Source organism: Ruegeria sp. O6, from assembly GCF_056535045.1.
In genome coordinates this window covers 118,541-138,412 of record NZ_JBQERM010000011.1, presented here as the reverse complement: position 1 = coordinate 138,412, position 19,872 = coordinate 118,541, and the positions used below count along the sequence as shown (strand labels likewise).

The window sequence follows — 19,872 nt, the reverse complement described above, 5'->3', positions numbered from 1 at the left end:
CTGTTTCCCGGATTTCATTCTCATCTCCACTCTCTGATGGTTACGATGAGCCTGAAATCCTCCGCTACGCAATCAACCTAGTCTGTTCCATGGGTGCTGATGGCGGACACACCGTGGGATCGATCCGGGGGTCCCAGAGTGCGCAGGCCTTTGGAGCGGGAAGGTTGGGATCGGCCGCGAAATCGCAACCCCCATTTATCGAGGAGCGCTTCTTTCAGAGACGCGTCGTCCGGGGCGGCCTTGGAGAGGGTCGCATAGTCCTTCGCATAGCGCTTGTTTCGGCGCAGCCATTCCCAGGCAAGATCGGACGCGCTCAGGTCTTCGACGTAGTCGTACTCTGCCGAGGAACGCCAGCCGGAGCGTTCCGACGGCATGACAAATCCTGTTCGTCAACTTCACTGAAACGACCTGATTTTACACGTTTTGATTGATCTTCGGGAGTCCGGCCCGCCCGACATAGGCGGGTTTCGGCGTGCCTCAGCCGTTCGGGCCGTCGCCCCCGTGCCGAAGTAGGTCGCGATAGCCGTGCTCAGTCATCCAGCGGGCCCGCGCGAGGTGACTATCATAGACGTTCCTGCAGCGATGGGGATCATGCTTCGGATCGAGGCCAAAAAGGACTTCGACCACTTCCTGCCAATCGGCCCCTTCCTCGGCGGCGTCGAAAATGCGGAGGTAGAGAACCATATGAGCATGGTCGTAGTCGGTCAGCGATTCGCTGTCCGGCGGAGCATCCAGAAATGTCGTCTCGCCCTGTGCCATTTGCCTACAGGATCGCAGAAACGACCCCCCTCCCGAAGTTGCCCTTTCGTACAGGCGCGCCACCGAAACCTGCCTCAACCGGTTACGGTCACTTGGCCTTTTTCGCCTTGTTCAAGTCGATCAAGACGCCTTCACCCTTGTCCGAACGCAGAAAGGTGATGCCTGCATCCTCGAACACCCGGCGCACCTGATCTTCGGTCGACTCGTAGACACGAAGATCCTTCTCGGATTCGAGCCTCTTCAGTGCGGTCAGTGATACCAGGGCCTTATCGGCTAGCTCCTGCTGCGTCCATCCCAGCAATGCGCGCGCGGCCCGTGATTGTCGGGCGGTGATCATGATGATCACCTCCCACCCGGCCATTCACACATGCCAGAACTACGACTATTTTAGTCGCATTTCCGGGGGCTTGCCAGTGATCATCGCGGTCAGTGGCCGTTTCGGGGATTGGATCGCGCAGGAGCCGACCAACGCGCGACTCACCGCTAATTAGGCAGCTGCGCGCGGCGGGATATCGCCGAATGATACGAATTGTGATCGGCGTCCGGCAGTGCCATCGGGGAAGCCCGGCGGCTCCCGCCGCCGGGCTTCGTTGCCGTGTCAGGAATGGCCGTCCTCATCGTCGATGAAGGACGGGTCTTCGTCCTCGGCCTGCTTGGCCTTGGTCAGGAAGTCGACCGTCTCGGCGATGATCTCGCAGCCGTAGCGATCGACACCCGAGGCGTCGGTCCACTTGGTGTAGTGGATGCGACCGCGAACCAGGAGCTTCATTCCCTTCTCGCAGTACTGCTGGACCGTCTTACCGAGGCCGTTGAAGCAGGTGATGCGGTGCCATTCGGTGTCCTGGACGCGGTAGCCGTTCTCGTCGCGGACGACCCGGCCTTCGGAATAGCGCGGGCGGGAGGTGGCAAGGGTGAGGGTGGTGATCGAGGTGCCGCCCTGGGTGATGCGGGTCTCGGGAGTCTGGCCGATGTTGCCGGCGAGGATGACGATGTTCTGCATGGTATTTCTCCGTTGCTTCATCCGGAGGGACCGTCCCTCCGATGAGGCCCGTCAAAGACCGCTGGACGTGGCCTGCACGGACGCCTCTGGTGTCCGCTCGACCCCCAAGGCGGGACGTGGCGCGGGCAGGCGTGGAACACGCCAACACGGGTTCCGCCGCGCGGGGTTGCCGGCCTCGGACGGACGGGCTTAGGGGATCAATCAGGAGGAGGGACAGGTCTTCTCGGGGGATCGCCAACGGGGACGTAGTGCCGAACCGTCTTCCTCGCGAGGGGCAACTTGGCCCCCAGATCATGCGCCCATCGACAATCGGCCTCACGCACCACCGTCGCGTGCCACAGCTGCGCCGTGTCCGATGGCCAGAAACCGCAGGCAGAACCGAACACGTCAGGCATCGTCCAACACACTCACAGGTATCGGTCCGGCTGGTCCATGGTCATGCGAGAAGAGAGGGATGGTCCGGGCTTTGGCCTGCGATCAGCCAACTACCGTCGCTGCGCCGTTTTTCACCGCGCCTGCGATCAACTGACGAGGGCCGACCGCAACCAAGGGCTAAGGCTCGAGAAGCCCCTCGCCCAAGGCATTGAGGTTGATCATCGCCGCAACGGCGACAACCGTGCCGCAGCCGCCGCTGAGAAGCGTCAGCAGGATACCCGGGTCGAGCGCATGTTTCGCGACGCCATGGGCCAACGCGTAACCCGCCACGGCGGCGGGCACGGCAAAGAGGCTGAGCGCCCCGAGGCGGAGGAACGGGTTCCTAGCAAAGCCGAGAATGGCAATGACGAACGCGACAGAGAGCGCCGCTCCCGCCAGGCCGGCAAGGAAGGACAGGCCGAAACCGGCACCAGCTTCATGAACCTGCAGGAACGCGGCGATCCCGGCCATGACCGGCAGCGCGAAGATCGCAAAGCGAAAGGCCAGAACGCCGAGTGCGATGGATAGTGAAATGGCAAGAAGAACAAGCGACATGGACGCCTCCATGGGTCTGTGACTCAGGGGATCACGACAGACTGCCCGAATGTGCGCACCGCCTGCGACTATGCTGCTTCGCCGGTTCTGCTGGCGGAATTATACCAGAGGGCACTGTGTTTCCCAAGCCTACAAGAAATGGCCATCGATGATTCGAGCTGCGTCGGCGCTCAGAGTGGGCCCCTCAAAAGTCTCTAGAAGCTTTCCATTGAAGTGCTTTGCGTACCAAGTCTTTTTCTTGTCCCGGTGCTTTGCGTATTTTTCCGATGACATCATTCCCCAGTGTTCCCAGTACCACGTCTCACCGTTCCAAGTCACCGAGAAGTCGGGAAGGAACATCGTACCGTCAGGCGCGATCAATGGCGTTTCATATTCAAAAGCGACACCACGCTCGTGAAGCAAGTTCGCAATGATCAATTCCGACTTCGAACGGACCATGTCGCCACTTAGGGCTTCATGGATTTTTCCTTCCTCATACCAGTCCTTGCGGTGGACTAGCTCGTCTGGGACGGCGTGGAAGTATCCCTCGTAAAGCGAAGAGTTGATCAAAGCTGTCTGAGTGTTTTCTGGCCGCCTGGCCGATAGTAAAGTCGAGATATCGCCCTGAACGAGAAGGGTGCAGTGTCTTGTTGCGCGTGTGAGCGCCGTATAGATCAATTCAGATGATAGCGAGCGCGCTTTCGATTTCGGCACCAAAACATAGGTATGTTGGAATTCGCTCCCTTGCGCTTTGTGAACTGAGATCGCATAGGCAAGCTCAAGGTTGCTTTCCACACTTTCCGATCCACCATTTGGAAGATCGCGTCCATAGGCAAATCCAAGGTGATCCTTTCTTGCAAACTTGACCTGAAACCGCTTCATTCGAAACCGTTTCTTCTTCACGTCAAACCCATGCTTCTGCACGAAGCCGATCTCACCATTGAATATCTCTGAGCGCTCTGATTTTCGGGTATTAAAGTTGTACGCCCAGATCGGGTTGGACTTGGGCCTATTCCGATATTGGATTACCTTGTCAAAAAGCGTGATACCGTCCACAGCGCCAAACCAATTCATCGTCCCCCTTGCTACCCGCTGCTGCAGTGCATCGTTCAGAGCTTCAACGCCATGAAGCTCTGCGCGGTGCGGCGTAAGGACTTGGTATTTTTCCGGCATCCACTCAAATGCGGTTCGCCAGAGTTCGTAGGGCTTGTCCTCATTCAATGCCTGGCCGGTATGCGTAGACATATCTGTTTCGAGTTCTTTGATTAGTCGGTCTGCCAGCGTTGCAGGGTCGTCCCAGTAGATGACGCGAAGGTCTGTATCGACATTTCCGCCTTTGTGAACGGCGGAAAGGAGGGCCTCAGCCCGCGGTGAGGTTGCGTCTCCATCCTCACGCGCCGAAGCACCTACGAACAGGTCAGCAAGGTCGAGTATGGCGGTGCCTTGCCCCGAAATGGCATTCCCCATTTGCCGAAGATTCTGATCGAGACGCGCAATACTTCCGTTGTCCTTTCGGTCAAGCCAGACAATCGTATCCGCGAATACCCGGCCTCTTCCGATAGGAGGAAGCTGATTGGGATCACCAACGAGGATGAACCGGCGCACCTGTCGCCAATCTATTGCGCGAACCAAGCTGGCCATAAGCCCAAGGTCAAGCATCGAGGCTTCGTCCACGATGATTGTGCCGCCGCCATCACGCTTTCCTCCGCTTCGCCTGAAGGTCAGGTTGTTGTTCAGCCAGCCGCCCTTGGCCAGAAACGAGTGGACGGTCGAGGTTTCGACTCGGTCAATTCCGCGCTCATGAAGCTTTGCGCGGACGCGGTCCGAGGCTTTGCCAGTTGGCGCCATGACAGTAACAGGCGCGCCGTCTCCTTCGGTCTGACGGACAGCCCGTATGATTGCGCAAATGACAGTCGTCTTTCCTGTGCCAGCAGCCCCGGTCACGACGGCCAGTGGGCGGCGGAAGATCGCTTCACAGGCTTCTGCCTGGGCCGTCACAGCCTGTGTGTATTGCTCCCTTGCTTTTGCGAGAAGAGAGCTCTTTTTATCGAGAATTTCGTTCTGCCAGTCGCTTTCGGAGAAGGGTCGCTGCAATTGGATTTCTGCGCGCCGAGATAGCTGGGTCAGTGCGTCTTCAATTTCTCTCTCATCGTCATAGACATTCTGCAAATAAAGCCACAACTTCTTGGATTCCTCACGCAACACCAGCGCTTCTTCGAGTGTCACTCGGTCGACCTCGAAGTATCTTTCCGTGAAGTGGGCGGTCTTCCACTCAGGCAGCTTCTGCAGGCGCGCATTCACTTCGGCGAGAATGCCGCCCGCAGCTCTGAAGGTCTGATTTGGCTCTCTTTTCAACTGCTCGACACAAAGCGCGCGGAAACGCCTTGCATCGTCGTATTCCATGTCCGCAAGAGGCTCGCCTCCAAGTTCCGGTGAAGGCAGCACGCCGCGATCAATCGTCCCCCATGGGATCGTATCATCGGGGCTTTCGCCAACATATCTTTCCGAGAGAATGTAGGGGTTCTGCGCCGGGGCACTGCAATCGTCCGTCAGGCCATGCTCTGCCCGCAAGCGTTCGTCTTTGCTGACAATCCTTTGGATCTGATCGAGAGATAGTTCGAGCCGTGGCAGCACCTCCCTGAGGAGGGTCCTAGCATCGTCCGGCTTCAGCAACCACTGCCTTGCCAGCTTGGACAGCGGCTTTCCCATGAGGCCATAGGGCGCCACCTCGACATTGTGATCCACAGCGTCAAAGAAGAGCTTGTGCGCTTCTTTTGACTTACCTTCTGCCATGAGACGCCGAGCATGGTCGGTTGCCTGATCGGCTCCAAGAAACCGCATGACGTTGAGTAGACCGGGGTACAAACCGCGCTTGTTCCAAAGCTCGGCAATGCAACCAAGAATCCAGCGCTCCCGCTCGTCCCAGTTCTCGCTTTCATCGCCGAGAGCCTTCAACTCTCGGATGGAGCCGAGAAATTGCTCAAGCAGCCCAATAGCGTCATCGTTGGTCAGAAGTCGAGCGCCATACTTGCAAGTCCGCGGATTGTCCGGATAGACCACAAATTTATTGAGCGCCTCGGGGTCATCTCGATAAAGATGATATGGAAGACGCAACCCTTCATCGGGGTATAGTGAGGTCACGTTGCGCCCCCAAATCATCCCTCCTGCAAATCTCTCGCTGATGTCATCGCTCACGTCGTAATAAAGCAGGCGATCGGAGACGTTCTTGACCCGCGAAACTCCGACCAGCACATAGCGAGGATTTTCTTCCTCGCTGAAGGGGTTGGAATAGTTCGCATAGTAAAAGATCAAGCTGTTCGCAGCTTCAATGCTTGCGAAGAATGCGTCGGCGTTCTCGGAGCGCCGGTTGTTGTCCAGCTTCCCGTTCTCGTAGACATCTTCGCTATACATGGCCTCGTATGGCCATACACATGTTGTTGCTGCAGGAATGTCCCATTCCGCACGACTAGCGCCATCGAAAAAGAAGTCGGGTGGGTTTGAATATCCACGTATTGTGTCTGGTCCGAATGCATTGGCACTATAGACGCAGGGCGGCAATTCAGAGCTTTTTAAATCTGAGATCGGCCTTCCGGCATTTGCCATTTCCTGATTAATTTGCCGCTCGCGGGCAATAACATCACCAGGGTAGGACTGGCATCCTACACAGTAACTGTTCAGTTCTGGATGTTCGCAAATGCGGCCGTCCCAACCGTTGTCATGCCAAGCAATTCGCGCCGTCAAATGAACAGTCATGTTTTTTCTTTCGTCATGCAGAACAGGTTCTTCGAGTTTTGACAAATCTTCGACCGAAGACACTTTGATATATTTTCAGGATGTCTCCCGTTCACCGGCGAGGCCGCGTGGCGTTTCCGGCGTACTTTTTGTCGCCTTCTTCGCGATGGGAGTCGACCTACAATGTCCTTCATAGCTTTACGGAAGACTAGACGATGACCTCGGTCAAGCGTTCGTTCTTCGACGTTGCGGATCTGTTCGTGTTCCGACGCTGTGAGACAAGAGTCGCTTCAGAGAAAGGGCGGCGCTCACGCGCCGCTGTTATGCTTCAGGACCGGAATGCCCAGCTTGCGAGCCTTGTCCGAGAGGTTCTCCTGGATCCCGGTGCCGGGAAAGACCAGTACACCGATCGGCATCACATCCAGCATCGCGTCGTTGCGCTTGAACGGGGCCGAACGGCCGTGCTTGGTCCAGTCGGGCCGGAAGGCGACCTGCGGCACCTTGCGGTGATCTGCCCAGCGCGAGGCGATGAGTTCTGCCCCCTTGGGTGAACCGCCGTGGAGCAGCACCATGTCCGGGTGCTTGGCATGGACCCGGTCCAGCCGCGCCCAGATGAGGCGGTGATCGCTGAAGTCCGTCCCGCCGGTCACGGCTACCTTGGGACCTTCGGGCAGAAGCAACTGCGCGTCGGCCCGGCGGCGGGCGGCGAGGAAATCCCGGCTGTCGATCATCGCGGCGGTCAGGTTGCGATGGCTGACGCGCGAGCCGGTCCGGGGATGCCAGGGCTTGCCGAGGTGATGCTCGAGGCCCTCGGCAGCGAAGTCGCGGAAGAGTTCCAAAGCCGTTCGCCGTTCAACCATGCTCTGCCCCTCGGCCACGAGGCGTTCGAGTTCGAGGGATTTGACCTCGGAGCCATCCTGTTCCCGCTGCAGGCGGCGCTGCGCCTGTTCGTTGTTGTCGAGTTCACGTTCGGCCCGCGCCAGCGCGCGATGGAAGAGGTTGACCGCGCCCCAGAGCAGTTCGTCGAGATCGGGCTCGAGGCGCGTATCACCCAGCGTCGCGACAAGGGCGTCGAGGATATCGGCGACGGCACCGGCGATCTGGCTGCCCTCGGGCAAAGGGCGCGGATCGGGTTCATCCTCGTATGGGCGCCAGCCGTAAAGCTGGAGTTCGGTCAGGACATGGGCGGTCGAGGACGTGCTGTGATGCGGCTCATGGTCATCGGTTTCGGGATCATGGGTCATGTGCGGGTTCCTTCCTCGGGGGAGCCGCGCGCCACACGCGGCCTTCGTGGCAGGAACGCGCCCACGGGCGGGACGGCCGGGCAGCCCGAGCCTTTCGCGAGGGCCTTGATGGCCAAGCCCGGCTATTTTGCCTCGCGATGCAAAGCGCCCCAACGAGGCGCGGCGGAAAATAGCCGGAGCGCGGCCATTGCCGGGCCGTCCCGCTTGTGGGCCCCCTGCCCTCTGAGAAGGCCGTGCGCGCCAGCCCTTCCCGTGGATGGGAGTCACACACGGGACACTCCTCCGAAAGCAATGCTCCGAGCCATGCAGCGCCAGTCCGATGGCCGCCCTGTCACACCGGCACGGAACGAGCGGCATCCTCGACGTGGAGATAAAGCCGAAACCGCGCTTGCAAGGCCGCCAGCCCATAGCGCCGGAGATCGTCGTTGAAGTCGCCCAGTCGCGGCGTGAGGGTCAGCGCCTCGATCCTGGCCTCGGCTGCGCGCGCCTCCAGTCGATCCCTTGCCGCCGCGCCTGCGGGATCACGGTCGCGCAACACGTAGAGCCGCCGCAGGCCAGCGGGAAACCGGATGGCGGCCAGGTGTCCCGATGACAGCGCCGCGGCGGCGGGCAACTCAGGCAGGGCCGAGCGCACGGAAAGAACCGTCTCGATCCCCTCGCCCGCGATGAGCACGTCTGCGGGCGCGCCGAACCGCACCCCGTTCCCGAGCAAAGCGCCCATCGCGCGCCGCGGTGTGTCGATATCGGCCTTGGCGCTCCCGTCCGGCCGCAGCCAGGTGCGATGGGTCCCGGTCTGGCGGCCTTCGAGATCGGTGATGGCGGCCAGCATGGCCGGAAGCCGCGCGACCGGCCCGCCGCCTTCGGGCCGATAGAAGCAGGCGGGGTGGAACCGCAGGCTTTGCATTTGGTCAAACGCTCCGATGCCACGCCCGCGCAGATAGGTTTCTACCGGAGTGCCGCGGATCGGTACACCCATTGCAAACAGGCGTCGTGCCGCCTCCTGAGATCCGGTGGCAGCTGGTGGCTGTGAATGTGGAGAATGCTGTCGGGTTGGATCAGGTAAGGGCAGGCTCAAGAAGCGTCGGGCCTCATCGGCAACATCCTTGAAGTCGACCAAGCCGCAGCTTTCACGGATGACATCGAGCAGGTCGCCATGCTGTCCCGTGGCTGCGTCGGTCCATTTTCCAGCGGCACGGTTGCCGGACAGTGGCCCGGACAGCCGAACGAACATGGATCGGCCCGGTGTGTTATGAACGTCTCCCACCAGCCAGTAGTGACCCTGCTTCCGGCCGTTCGACAGATAGTGCCGGCACACCGTTTCGGCATTCTGGGCAAGCTGGCGCGAAAGCTCGGTGGCGGGGCTCGTCATGGCGGTCTCCAAGAGGGTTGGACGCAATCAGGGGCCCGCCATGACTGACGGGCCCCTGACTTTGGACCTTGGGGGAAGGTCCCGTGCTGCTCGTAGGTCACTCGGCGGCTGTCTTGGCGAAGGCGTCACCGGCGACGGGATCATCTTCCTCCATCGGGTCGGAGTCTCCGATAGCCGGTTCGCCGCCGTCTTCCGCCGTTTGCGCTTCGCCACTGTCGGGATCGTTTTCCAAAGCGTCATCGTCGACGCGGTCTGCCTCGTCGACCAGTTCGATCTCCGGTGCGTCCTCTTCCGGCAGCGGCGGCGTGCGCAGCGGGTCCGGCAGCCAGCCGGTGCCCAAAAGCAGTTCCTCGGCGGCCGTCACCATCTCCGACTTCTTCAGCCCGGCGATCCGGTCAGCGGCGTCCGCGCCCTTCGCCTCGCGCACGGCCTCGAGGATGCGCGCCTTGGTCACGCGGCCGAGGTAGCTGTCACCCGTGGCGGTCCAACCTGCCTTGGCCATGTCGAGGCCGACGGTCCCGGCCAGCACATCCGCGTGCGCGATGACGCGCGGCCGGCGCTGGTAGGGATCGTGGACGGCATTCACGCTCATCGCCACGCAGTGGGCAAAGAGCGCCTCGCGGCTGCAACTGTCGAACTCGGTCAGCGCATCCCAGAGGTCCTCGGATGCCTTCGGCAGGTTCCGCGCCCAGGTCTCGTGACGCTGGTCGATGGCCTGCGCGTAGGCCGTGTCGCCGAGGCCCGGCACCTGCGATCCGAACCCCGCGTTGCGCGGTTCGATCTCGACGCAGCTGTCGACGGCGTAGCGGTAGAAGAGCCGCAGGACCATCGCGTGCAGCGCCGCGAGAAAGGCGACCTGCGGGTCTTGGGCCAGTGCGTTGCGCAGCGCCAGGGTCCGATGGGCCGTCAGTTCCATGACGAGGCGGTCGGAGAGCGGTTTGAGGCCATCATCCTCTTCCTCCTCGTCCGTGGTCGGCACGACGGCGTCATCGATGTCCTCGTCCGGCGCCGCTTCCGGTGCGGCCTCGCCGATGTCCTCCACCTCCTCGGCCGGCTCATCTTCGGGCCGCACGTAGCCCCGTTCGACCCGCAGTCGCCCGGAACTGTCGATGCTGACGAAGGCTCCTGCCAGCGCGAGGTCTTCTGCCTCGTAGCAGATTGGACGCGCCTCGAGTGCTTCCATCGCCTCCTCGATCTCGCCCAACCGGGCATCGACGTCCTCGGGCAGCTCGTCGGTCTCCGCATGCTCGGCCTCGAGCGCGTCGTATTCGGCCTTCAGTGCCTGGTAGCTGGCGGCTTCTTGGTCGCTCATTGGCACCGCCTCGCCATGAACCCGGCGCATCCCGAAGGTGTGGCCGTAGGGGAATTCGGTGTCGACCTCGACCCATTTCCAGCCCTCGGCGCGGACCGCCTCGGCCTCCTCGGCGAGCTTCTCGCGCACCATGACGTCGAGCAGGGCGGCATCCTGCAGCCAGCCGCCGTCGTCCTGCTGAAACAGGTCGCGCAGGATCTCGCCGCCGGCCTCGACATAGTCGTCAAGTCCGACGAACTGAGCCCGCTTGTCCGAGGCCCGCACTGCACCCTCGGTCAGCATGCGGCGGATCTCGTAGGGCTGCCGCGAATAGTGCCGCTTCAGCGCCTCCCAGACCTGCTCCTGCCGCGCGTGATCGGGACTGACCGTGAAAGCCATGAGCTGGTCGAGCGTCATCTCCTCTTCGGCATAGGCGTCGAGCAGCGAAGGCGCGACGGCGGCGAGCTTCAGCCGCTGCTTGACCACGCTGGCCGAAACGAAGAAGGCCGCGGCGATCTCCTCCTCAGTGCGACCCTTCTCGCGCATTGCCTGGAAGGCGCGGAACTGGTCGAGCGGATGCAGCGGCGCGCGCTGGACGTTCTCGGCGAGGCTGTCCTCCTCGGCGAGCCCATCGGTGCGCACGACGCAGGGCACCAGCGCGGTCTTGTTCATGCGCTTCTGCTTCACGAGCAGTTCCAGCGCCCGGAACCGCCGCCCGCCGGCGGGGATCGTGTACATGCCGGTCTCGGCGCCGCTCTCGTCCAGCACGGGCCGCACGGTGATGGAACTGAGCAGCGTCCGCCGGGCGATGTCCTCGGCCAGTTCCTCGATCGACACGCCCGCCTTTACGTGGCGCACGTTCGACTGGCTGAGCATCAGCTTGTTGAAGGGAATGTCGCGCGAGGCGCTGAGGGTGATTTTCTGTTGCTTGGTCATCGGGATATCTCCGCGACGGGCCAGCCGGGAGCCTCTCTCCCGACCTCCAAACCCGTCGCGGAAAACCCGGCCCACCTCTCACTCTAGGAAGCTTTGGAGTGCCGCTAGTTGTCCGGATCGAACAGTCTGCTGCTGGAGCACATACAGCGTGTTCTAATCTTCCTCGCCATTCAATAGGTTGTTTGCGTGAGCCACGCCCGCTTTTATTGCGGCAACGAGTTTATCTGCCTTGATGTGAAATGAGATCGTCTTTTTCTCATCCTCACTCAGGTACTCATACTCCCAGATCATTGCAGATATTTTGCGGTATACGACATCTCCTTCGGCCGTTCGCTTCGTGAAGGACAGTGGCAGCACCCCAACAACTGCGATTGAGAACATTCCAATTGTTTCCACAATTGGATCAACAATTAGATCTTGTGACTCGAGTTTCCTCAATGTCCGGTTTGTTTTTTCGAGTCCCGACGAAATTCGAAAGTTTGGATCGTCAGTAATCGTTTCGAGCGCTGAAGTCTCTTTGTCGAATGATACTTCAAGAGATTGATCCACGCGGTCGAAGAGGCGCTGAATATCGCCTTGGAACTTCTCCAACTCGATATCGAATTCGGCTTCATCTCCGGAAGTCCGCTCAAGAATTTGATTGATCCTAGGAAGGAACGCGTAGACCTGTTTTGATGTCAACAATCGGAAGTCATCTGGTGAATCGTTTGCTGACCATGACTGTGGATTGGTAAGGCCTAAGGCGGCGTACTCAAGAGGATCAATGCTGCTGGCGTCTAAGGAAAGCTCAAGCTGACTCTCAGGTCGAAACTCATCATCAAAATTGATTTCTGGATACTCAGACCCTCGCTTGGCCAGGCTATTAAGAGCTTCAATCACAAGCCTTATGTTTCGCGCTGGCACCGGTTTCGACGCTGAACGAATTTCCCTTATTCTCGATTGATTGAAACCGCTTTCCTTAGCAATACGTGAAATACTGATGTGGCGCTCCGACAGGTGTTTGGAGAAATTAAAGTAGAACCCAGAATCGTCACTTCGCGCCATGTAAATCCCCTTCGTGCATCAAGCTGTTGTAACTTCATTGTTCTTTTGTAAACGACCGATAGCGTCCGGCAACGGAAATCGCTACTTTGGCGCTTAGCAACTGGTCGCGTAGGACACAAACTCCGCTCATTTTTTGTCCGAGTTGGGTCAGCATTGCCGCCAGCAAGAGAAACGCAAGCTTCAAGATGGCTGGCGGCAGGTTTCTTCAGCCGCTAACCGGACCTGTCGTTTATGCCACCTTCTCCAGCAAAGCCTTTGCCTTCCCCTCCATCACCAACCGCGCATCCTGCTGCGGCTTCGACCGGGCGACCGCCGTGATCCCCTGCACGAAGTCGAAGACGCTTTCGGGCGGGCGGCCTTCCTCGGCCAGCACTGTCTCGACGATCCGCCCAGTCTCCGCCTTCGAGAATCCGCGCTTGCGCAGGAAGTCCTGACGGTCCTCGTCCGACCGCGCGACGATCTTCTCCCGCGCCGCGCGGATGCCGTCGATGAACGGCCCGGGCGAGGACTCGGCGAAGCGGCTGAGCGCTGGCGCGGCTTCGTGAGCGAAGCGGGAGGCGGCGTATTTTGAATGCCTGATGGTGATCTCCTAGAAGTCTTCGACGCCCCACAGGTTGCGGTTCTGGCAGACGGCGCGCAGGTAGAAGCTGGCGATGCCGAGCGTCTTGGCACCCACCTCCGAGTTCCAGCAATAGAACCCACGGAAATAAAGGTCGGGCGAGCCATCGGGCAGCAACCCCGCCTCGATCGGGTTCATGTCATCGACGAGGAACAGGAACACGTCGCGGTCGGAGGCGTAGAGCGTTGTCGTCTCCTTCGTCACGTCCACGCGCGGGTTGTAGATGCCCGTCGACCAGTCGAGCACGCCCGGCACCTTCCAACGCGTATCGCCAATGCCGTTGCCCGCGATCCGCTGCACAGCGGAGACCAGCTCATGGTCGTAGATCCGGCCATAGTCGGGACCGGTCACCGCGCGCAGTTCCGTGCGGCCATCTGCGACTTCCATCGTCTTGATCTGTTCGGCCCGGTGGTTGGTCAGACCGTACTGCAGGTTGATCCCCGCCAGCGGCGCGGGCAGTTGCCGCAGATAGGCTGCGGGCGCACCGGCGAGGCTCGAGAGCTGGCCGAAGGACCAATGGGTCGGCGCAACCGGCTCATCCGTGCCCGGCAGGACAAGGCCGAGCTTCTCCGGATCGTCGCGATTGGCCTCGACCCGGATCGCCGCACTCTCCACCGTGCGCGTCCGGCTCCGCTCCGCCCGGCCCTTGACCGAGGCAAAAAGGTCGTCGAGCGACAGATACCGCTCGTCATCCGGCCGGGAGAACCACTCGGATGACACGCGATCCACGTTCTCGCCGCGCGACACATCCACCTTGTAGCCGCCGCTCATTTCACGCCCGGCATCGATGATTTCGGTGTTCATTGGGAAACCTCCGCGACGGGCGCCGGAAGCCTCTCCTCCAGCCCTCAACCCGTCACGGCCCTCCGTGCCCGCCTCTGGCTCTCGGAAACCCGGTGAACGTCCGCAGGCAGTCCGCCGATTTGATCGCATTCTGTCCTATTTGTTCGCCACCTTTCGCGGCCGCTTGCCACCCTTTTCACGATCAAGGTCTCTTAGCCGGCCAAACGCCGCCGGCCGCTCGCATTGATGGACAACGTGGCTGAGGTCAGGATGCGAAGCAGAGAAACCACCGTAACTGACAGATGAACACGCTTTTTCTCCTGATGGCTCAATATGATGGACGCGCGGTCGTGCCGGTCGATGCGGTCTGCAAAGACTATTTTTCCCATCTGACCTTGCCGAAGTTCCTCAGGAAGGTCAGTTCCGGTGAAATCGACCTGCCGCTGGTGCGATCGGAGCGCAGCCAGAAGAGCGCGAAGGGCGTCCACCTCTCGGATCTCGCCACCTATCTCGACAAGCGTCGCGAGGTCGCGCTGTACGAGCGGGACGCCTTCAAGTAGTGACCTTCGGATCTTCAAAAGAGAGTCGTCCATCGGCCCAAAACCCCGGATGCGCATGATCTGCCGAACGGTTTCGTCACCGCCTAGATCCATCCAATCCGGCTGGCTAAAGCCTCGTCGGCGAAAAATTTGGCAAAACCCTTCCAGCCTGATCTCAACCATCTGGATTTAATATCAAAAACGGGGTCACTCGAAGATGGCGTGTTAGATTCTCTGCCAAATTTTTGTGCGCGCGACCGGGACGGACTTACAACATGATTTACAACACGAGTTACAACAGCACGTTAGGGAATTGACAAATCACAGGCTTTTCGAACCGTCGGTCCAGTCCATCATAGGTGCGCAAGACATACGCCATGGTACGATAATCTGCGATCTTCTCTCCATTCCAGACACCTATAGCAGCGCGGGCCGTTTCGCTAGACCATGTTTCAAGCCCGTTTCTTGCCCATTCGAGTCCGTTTTCGATCAAGTTACAGATTTGTCGCAAAGGGAACGCGACGCTGTCGCTAGGCCAACACCCCCATACAAACTTTTGCAGTAGATTCAGAAGCTTACGCGCAATCTTGCCGCCCTTGGCACCAGGTCACCAGAGTTTCAACGAGATGCGGCCTATACGATCCTTTGGTCGTTTTGCTGAACGAACACGAAACGACCCAAACATGCCTTTCGTCGTGAACCAATCATTCTGCGTTGAGGCCATTAAAACCGGCCATTCGCGGCGGCTCCAATACGTCCAGTGCTTTGAACCTATAGTCTACGGGATAAACCACCAACATAGCACTCTATCGACATCCAATGCATCGCGCGCATTTCGACGGCATGTAGCAATATATGAAGCTGGATATGCCGGAAAATCGGCATGTGATCGGCGGGGAGCAGGTCAGCAGAATGTGCTTGTACCTCAAAATCTCTCGAGTTTGAGTGCCTCTGCTGTTCCGTTGATCGAGGAATATCAAGCAATATCACCCATACCGCCCAGGTCGGGCATCCCGCCGCCAGTGGACGCCCCGGTACCCTTCGTAGGCTTGTCTGCCACCATTGCTTCGGTCGTAATCAGCAAGCCAGCCACGGAAGCTGCGTCTTGCAAAGCAGTACGCACCACTTTTGCTGGATCTATGACGCCGAACTTGAACATATCGCCATACTCATCGATCCGTACGTCGTAGCCAAAGGAGGCATTTCTGCTCTCTCGAATTTTACCTGCAACAACAGAACCGTCGACGCCAGAGTTTTCAGAGATTTGACGCAAAGGTGCTTCTATTGCCCGCCGGACAATAGCAATGCCCACGTTCTGGTCGCTATTAGCACCTTCTAACCCGTCAAGTACCTTACCCGCATGCACTAGGGCAACACCGCCACCTGCGACGACACCTTCCTGAACGGCCGCACGGATCGCGCTCAGCGCGTCATCGACACGGTCCTTGCGCTCTCTCACTTCTACTTCGGTGATGCCACCCACACGGATCACAGCGACGCCGCCAGCGATCTTTGCGACACGTTCTTGTAGTTTTTCGCGATCATAGTCGGAGGTAGCCCCTTTAATGTGCCGAGTGAAAGTATCGCGTCGCCTTAAGCTATCTGGTCTGGAGGCGAGAGCCGCTACAGCCTCATTGCGCATACGCCACAAGAAGTCTTGGATACCCTCTAGTTCTTTGGCCGTGAAGCCGGCCATTCTACCTCGGGCAATAAAACCACTTGGAACAACATCAGTTCCTCCCGAGAAGATGGCTTGTGCGATTTCTTTCACAAAAGCTTCTCGTTCGGGAGTGTCGGCCAAAAACTGTTCGAAAATGAGGCTAGTATCTGAAGGCTGTTCGCTCTGAGCAGCTTTTATTATCTCAATTGCAGACAGCTTTGTCACCCTTTCTTCACGGATCGTTGCGCCTTCGATCTGCGTCCGGATTTCTGAAACTCGCGCTTCAATCTCTGCCTTTCTGCCTGCCCCATCGATGATGGTTGTCTCGTCCTTTGTGATCTCAACTCGCTTTGCCGAACCGAGCATGTCAAAGGTGACTGACTCAAGCCTCATGCCGAGGTCTTCCGAGATCACCTGGCCTCCAGTCAGGATCGCGATGTCCTGCAGCATGGCCTTACGTCGCTCGCCAAATCCTGGGGTCTTGACAGCGGCAATTTTTAGGCCACCGCGCAACTTGTTAACCACAAGGGTCGCCAACGCTTCGCCTTCCACGTCTTCAGCTAGGATAAGAAGGGGTCTCTGTTTTTGAATAATTGACTCGAGGAGTGATACCATCGGCTGCAAAGAGGAGAGCTTCTTTTCGTGTAGCAGGATCATGCAGTCTTCTAGCTCTGCAGTCATCTTGTCCGTGTTGGTCACGAAGTAAGGCGACAAGTAGCCACGATCGAACTGCATGCCTTCGACAACTTCGATCTCGGTTTCCAGACCCTTGTTCTCTTCAACCGTGATGACGCCTTCGTTGCCGACCTTCTGCATCGCATCCGCGATCTGGCGTCCGATCTCGGATTCGCCGTTGGCTGAAATCGTGCCGACCTGCGCCACTTCGGCCGAATCGTTGACGGGACGCGCCGCCGCCTTGATCGCCTCGACGACTTTCGACGTCGCCATGTCGATGCCGCGTTTCAGGTCCATCGGGTTCATGCCGGCGGCAACCGCCTTCATGCCTTCGCGGACGATGGCCTGGGCCAGAACCGTGGCGGTGGTGGTACCGTCGCCTACTTCGTCACTGGTGCGGCTGGCGACTTCTTTCACCATTTGCGCGCCCATGTTCTCGAACTTGTCTTCCAGTTCTATTTCTTTCGCCACGGACACACCGTCTTTGGTGATGCGCGGGGCGCCGAAAGATTTGTCGAGAACGACGTTGCGGCCCTTGGGACCGAGGGTGACCTTGACCGCGTCAGCGAGGATGTTGACGCCCTTAAGCATGCGATTGCGTGCATCGGTGTCGAATTTGACGTCCTTTGCAGCCACTAGCTTCGCTCTTCCAAAGCAAGAGCTTCTTCAAAAGAAGCTGAACGATACTGGGCATTTCTTAAAAAAATCTTCAGGCCATCTTCGTCACCAAAGACGTCGAAAACACTGACACCTTCCCTACCCTCGATTTCCTCACGAAAACTAGCATAGACCTGATAGCACTCTTCGTGCCCGCGACCATTCAAATAGATTCCCACCACTGCGCCACCCATATCTGCGATTTTGCTTCGCAATGCCAGCTTCTTTGTAGCCGCATGAATGTTCTTTAAGTTATCAATGGAAGGAGCGCCATCAAAGAGCACTGTATCTCCACGAAACACCAACCCGACGACTTCAGACAAGTCTTCATCGAAAAAAGAACCAATGGATGACGTAGGGACTCTCAAGTGTATTTGACGAGTAGGTGGTGGTATCTTGTTGGTTACTGGCGGTGGAATAAAGTCTCCTGTCAATTCAGACTTCTCACCTCCAGTAGAAGAACCCTTTGGGCTTGGGACTATGAATATTGTGAAAAACTCCTTATCCATTTTGATGATCACCTATTAGCTTCTTGACATCATTCTTTAGTGCTCCGGTTGGCTTTCTCAGTATAGAACTCACTTTAGAGTAGTAGGCATCAAGTCCTTCCAGACGGGATCTGGTCTCCTCTGATACGCCAACACCACTGATACTTGCTTTAAGATCGGCGATAAGATCTTGGCAAATTTCTTGAGCTTTTCGTTTGTCCTTTTCAGTGTCGACCCGACCAGTCGCGATCTGCCCAAGCAGCCTGTCCAAATCTTTTTTTCTGTGCCGAACCTTGGATAGGTCCGGTGAGAATGTGAACCATCCTTGAACAATCAAAAGAAGTGTTGCCAAGCCTGCTTGAGTTGACAAAAGAGCTGGCTTCGAAAAAAAGTTAAAGTCTGCTACGCCTGCAGACAATATAGCATGAAGACATATAGACAGCAGAAAGAATAAAATAGCCGCTACCAAGTAAGCCTCTAGATCAGCTATATAGCATATCCTAATTTTCTTGTGGACTAGCAGGTAATTGAACGTTGCGATGGCTATAGTCCAAGTAAACGGCACCGCACTAATATCTTCCAATACAAGACGATATGCTGGAAATCTTGCGTATCCTTGCAAGCCGATAATGGCGAAAAGGATGAGAAGTAAAATGTCACCTACGCGGAAATCTCCGGACGCTCGCAAGGAAAAAAAATGTCGAAGAGTACTCATATGTTGTTGTTCTTTTGCAGGATGATCCGGCCATGTTATTGCTCTTCAGATCAGAACAGGTGCGGGACTTTTTTGCACGCTGTGTCGCTATCGACGCCACTCCGCTGTACATGACAAGAGTAAGTAGACCGGATCGGGGTTGCTTCCGTCAACATTTAAATGTGGAAGGAGTGGAGCTATGCTGGATTTTGGGTGACGCGGCCTGATCAGGCGGCGCGGTTCTCGGTGTCGTTTGCGGCGACGCCATCGGTGAATGGGTCACCTTCGATGACCCGAGGCAACTTTTCCGCGCCCGCCAGGCGGCGCCAGGTCTTCGCGGCGGCCTGTAGGAGCTTGAAGACGATCAGCTTCGCGGTCTTCTGCGTCAGCGCGCACTTGGTGCGGAAGGTCCGATGCCGGACGGTGGCGAACACGCTCTCGATCGGGTTGCCTGTTCGCAGTTGATCCCAACTTTCGGCCGGGTAGTCGTGGAACGCGAGCAAGGCCTCCCGGTCATTCGTCAGGCCGGTCACGGCCTTCTTGTATTTGGCGCAGTATTTCTCGGCGAAGATGTCCATGGCGGCTTCTGCCACGGCGCGACTTCCGGCCTCCCATATCTCGCGCAAGTCGGCCTTCGCCGCAGGCTAAATCGAGTTCGGGAACGTGTTCAGGACATTGGCGATCTTGACGCAACAGCGTAGGTGGCGCGTGCCGGGAAAACCCTCTTGACCGCCTTTCAGAACCCCATCGCCCCATTCCCCACGTCGACCTCCGGCGGAACCGTGAGGCAGCGGACCTTGATGTTGATCAGTAGTTTGCGCCAGCTCTGGGCGCTCTCGCGCACGTCGACGTGCAAGCTGACCAGCTCATTCTTGCCCTTGGGCGCGGCGCCCAGAATGACCAGCATGCACTCGGCCCGCACCTCCATCCGCGCATGCAGGTAGACACTGTTGGTCCAGATGGAAGCTGACATGATGCGCGCACCGCTTCCGCCTTTTTCATATGTGATGACCCCGTGAAAAAGCTCTGCATGGCCGAAGATGCTTGGAACACGCGCGATCCGACTACGCCTCTCGCCGTGGACAGCGATCAAGCGGGCAACGCACATGATAACGAGAGCGCTTGTATTGATAGGGGAGTGGAGCGTTCCTGAACAAGAGCCCGATAGCTACAACATTTTTTACAACATGGCTATTTTGGGCCCGCAAAGTATTTACATAAATAAGAAAATTTCGAACTGCCTGTTCCATCCATCATCGGCGCAATGCTCAGCGTGGCATGGTGTTGAATGTTATCTCTTCCACGTGCAGTCAACTCAACTATCCTCAAGAGTACGAAACCCGCAGCTATCATAGAAAAATCGTCGAAATAAGCCAATTTTCGAGGAGTGGTCAAAAGAAGCTGCTTTGCGGATTCAGGCGTCGCATCAAATCC

General features: G+C 58.2%; 13 protein-coding genes and 4 pseudogenes. 1 reads left to right on the top strand and 16 read right to left on the bottom strand.

The annotated features are described in order from the left end of the window. Nucleotides 1–77: 77 nt before the first annotated feature. The 11 genes and pseudogenes from ACR0DY_RS14800 to ACR0DY_RS14750 form a co-directional block, all read right to left on the bottom strand. Nucleotides 78–374 (bottom strand): transcriptional regulator domain-containing protein, encoded by a 297-nt coding sequence (locus tag ACR0DY_RS14800; RefSeq protein WP_480546558.1) that lies wholly within the window; start codon nt 372–374, stop codon nt 78–80. Between the two features lie 103 nt (nt 375–477). After that, nucleotides 478–759 carry a DNA -binding domain-containing protein gene (locus ACR0DY_RS14795; RefSeq protein ID WP_480546556.1) on the bottom strand — a complete coding sequence of 94 codons (282 nt, stop codon included), beginning with the start codon at nt 757–759 and terminating at the stop codon, nt 478–480. Nucleotides 760–847: 88 nt separating this feature from the next. Beyond that, nucleotides 848–1,096, bottom strand: coding sequence for a helix-turn-helix domain-containing protein (locus ACR0DY_RS14790; RefSeq protein WP_480546554.1), 249 nt, complete (start codon nt 1,094–1,096; stop codon nt 848–850). 261 nt (nt 1,097–1,357) lie between these two features. Then, nucleotides 1,358–1,759, bottom strand: a complete 402-nt coding sequence (locus ACR0DY_RS14785; RefSeq protein WP_480546552.1) for a single-stranded DNA-binding protein — start codon at nt 1,757–1,759, stop codon at nt 1,358–1,360. Nucleotides 1,760–2,311: 552 nt separating this feature from the next. Continuing rightward, the gene (locus ACR0DY_RS14780) at nt 2,312–2,728 is read right to left on the bottom strand and encodes a hypothetical protein (protein ID WP_480546550.1); all 417 of its coding nucleotides are present in this window, start codon (nt 2,726–2,728) and stop codon (nt 2,312–2,314) included. A gap of 129 nt (nt 2,729–2,857) precedes the next feature. Next, nucleotides 2,858–6,523, bottom strand: a complete 3,666-nt coding sequence (locus tag ACR0DY_RS14775) for an AAA family ATPase (protein ID WP_480546548.1) — start codon at nt 6,521–6,523, stop codon at nt 2,858–2,860. A gap of 224 nt (nt 6,524–6,747) precedes the next feature. Then, nucleotides 6,748–7,683, bottom strand: a complete 936-nt coding sequence (locus ACR0DY_RS14770) for a DUF2493 domain-containing protein (RefSeq protein ID WP_480546546.1) — start codon at nt 7,681–7,683, stop codon at nt 6,748–6,750. Between the two features lie 331 nt (nt 7,684–8,014). Next, nucleotides 8,015–9,052, bottom strand: a complete 1,038-nt coding sequence (locus tag ACR0DY_RS14765; RefSeq protein ID WP_480546544.1) for a DUF7146 domain-containing protein — start codon at nt 9,050–9,052, stop codon at nt 8,015–8,017. A gap of 97 nt (nt 9,053–9,149) precedes the next feature. Beyond that, on the bottom strand, nt 9,150–11,279 hold the full coding sequence (locus ACR0DY_RS14760) for a ParB/RepB/Spo0J family partition protein (RefSeq protein ID WP_480546542.1): 2,130 nt from the start codon (nt 11,277–11,279) through the stop codon (nt 9,150–9,152). 153 nt (nt 11,280–11,432) lie between these two features. Next, the gene (locus ACR0DY_RS14755; protein WP_480546540.1) at nt 11,433–12,323 is read right to left on the bottom strand and encodes a hypothetical protein; all 891 of its coding nucleotides are present in this window, start codon (nt 12,321–12,323) and stop codon (nt 11,433–11,435) included. Nucleotides 12,324–12,552: 229 nt separating this feature from the next. After that, a pseudogene (locus tag ACR0DY_RS14750) lies at nt 12,553–13,746 on the bottom strand (DUF932 domain-containing protein). 281 nt (nt 13,747–14,027) lie between these two features. Between ACR0DY_RS14750 and ACR0DY_RS14745 the strand changes: the two are divergent. Beyond that, a complete protein-coding gene (locus ACR0DY_RS14745) occupies nt 14,028–14,285 on the top strand; it encodes a pyocin activator PrtN family protein (protein WP_054538582.1) in 258 nt (85 codons plus the stop codon). Between the two features lie 955 nt (nt 14,286–15,240). Here the strand turns inward: ACR0DY_RS14745 and ACR0DY_RS14740 are convergent. From ACR0DY_RS14740 to ACR0DY_RS14720, 5 genes and pseudogenes are all read right to left on the bottom strand, one after another. Then, a pseudogene (locus ACR0DY_RS14740) lies at nt 15,241–15,825 on the bottom strand (TCP-1/cpn60 chaperonin family protein); the annotation flags it as partial. A gap of 309 nt (nt 15,826–16,134) precedes the next feature. Further along, a pseudogene (groEL, locus tag ACR0DY_RS14735) lies at nt 16,135–17,235 on the bottom strand (chaperonin GroEL); the annotation flags it as partial. Continuing rightward, the gene (locus ACR0DY_RS14730; protein WP_480546536.1) at nt 17,235–17,765 is read right to left on the bottom strand and encodes a hypothetical protein; all 531 of its coding nucleotides are present in this window, start codon (nt 17,763–17,765) and stop codon (nt 17,235–17,237) included. The pseudogene groEL and the gene ACR0DY_RS14730, both read right to left, overlap by 1 nt. Further along, nucleotides 17,758–18,459 carry a hypothetical protein gene (locus ACR0DY_RS14725; protein WP_416539750.1) on the bottom strand — a complete coding sequence of 234 codons (702 nt, stop codon included), beginning with the start codon at nt 18,457–18,459 and terminating at the stop codon, nt 17,758–17,760. Before ACR0DY_RS14725 ends, ACR0DY_RS14730 begins: the two co-directional genes overlap by 8 nt. Before the next feature lie 206 nt (nt 18,460–18,665). Then, nucleotides 18,666–19,399, bottom strand: a pseudogene (locus ACR0DY_RS14720) (transposase); the annotation flags it as partial. Nucleotides 19,400–19,872 lie beyond the last annotated feature (473 nt).

Coding starts and splice junctions, on each gene's coding strand:
- ACR0DY_RS14730 (WP_480546536.1), bottom strand. CDS start 17,765: ATGGATAAGGAGTTTTTCACAATATTCATAGTCCCAAGCCCAAAGGGT.
- ACR0DY_RS14780 (WP_480546550.1), bottom strand. CDS start 2,728: ATGTCGCTTGTTCTTCTTGCCATTTCACTATCCATCGCACTCGGCGTT.
- ACR0DY_RS14755 (WP_480546540.1), bottom strand. CDS start 12,323: ATGGCGCGAAGTGACGATTCTGGGTTCTACTTTAATTTCTCCAAACAC.
- ACR0DY_RS14725 (WP_416539750.1), bottom strand. CDS start 18,459: ATGAGTACTCTTCGACATTTTTTTTCCTTGCGAGCGTCCGGAGATTTC.
- ACR0DY_RS14800 (WP_480546558.1), bottom strand. CDS start 374: ATGCCGTCGGAACGCTCCGGCTGGCGTTCCTCGGCAGAGTACGACTAC.
- ACR0DY_RS14790 (WP_480546554.1), bottom strand. CDS start 1,096: ATGATCACCGCCCGACAATCACGGGCCGCGCGCGCATTGCTGGGATGG.
- ACR0DY_RS14745 (WP_054538582.1), top strand. CDS start 14,028: ATGAACACGCTTTTTCTCCTGATGGCTCAATATGATGGACGCGCGGTC.
- ACR0DY_RS14785 (WP_480546552.1), bottom strand. CDS start 1,759: ATGCAGAACATCGTCATCCTCGCCGGCAACATCGGCCAGACTCCCGAG.
- ACR0DY_RS14765 (WP_480546544.1), bottom strand. CDS start 9,052: ATGACGAGCCCCGCCACCGAGCTTTCGCGCCAGCTTGCCCAGAATGCC.
- ACR0DY_RS14795 (WP_480546556.1), bottom strand. CDS start 759: ATGGCACAGGGCGAGACGACATTTCTGGATGCTCCGCCGGACAGCGAA.
- ACR0DY_RS14760 (WP_480546542.1), bottom strand. CDS start 11,279: ATGACCAAGCAACAGAAAATCACCCTCAGCGCCTCGCGCGACATTCCC.
- ACR0DY_RS14770 (WP_480546546.1), bottom strand. CDS start 7,683: ATGACCCATGATCCCGAAACCGATGACCATGAGCCGCATCACAGCACG.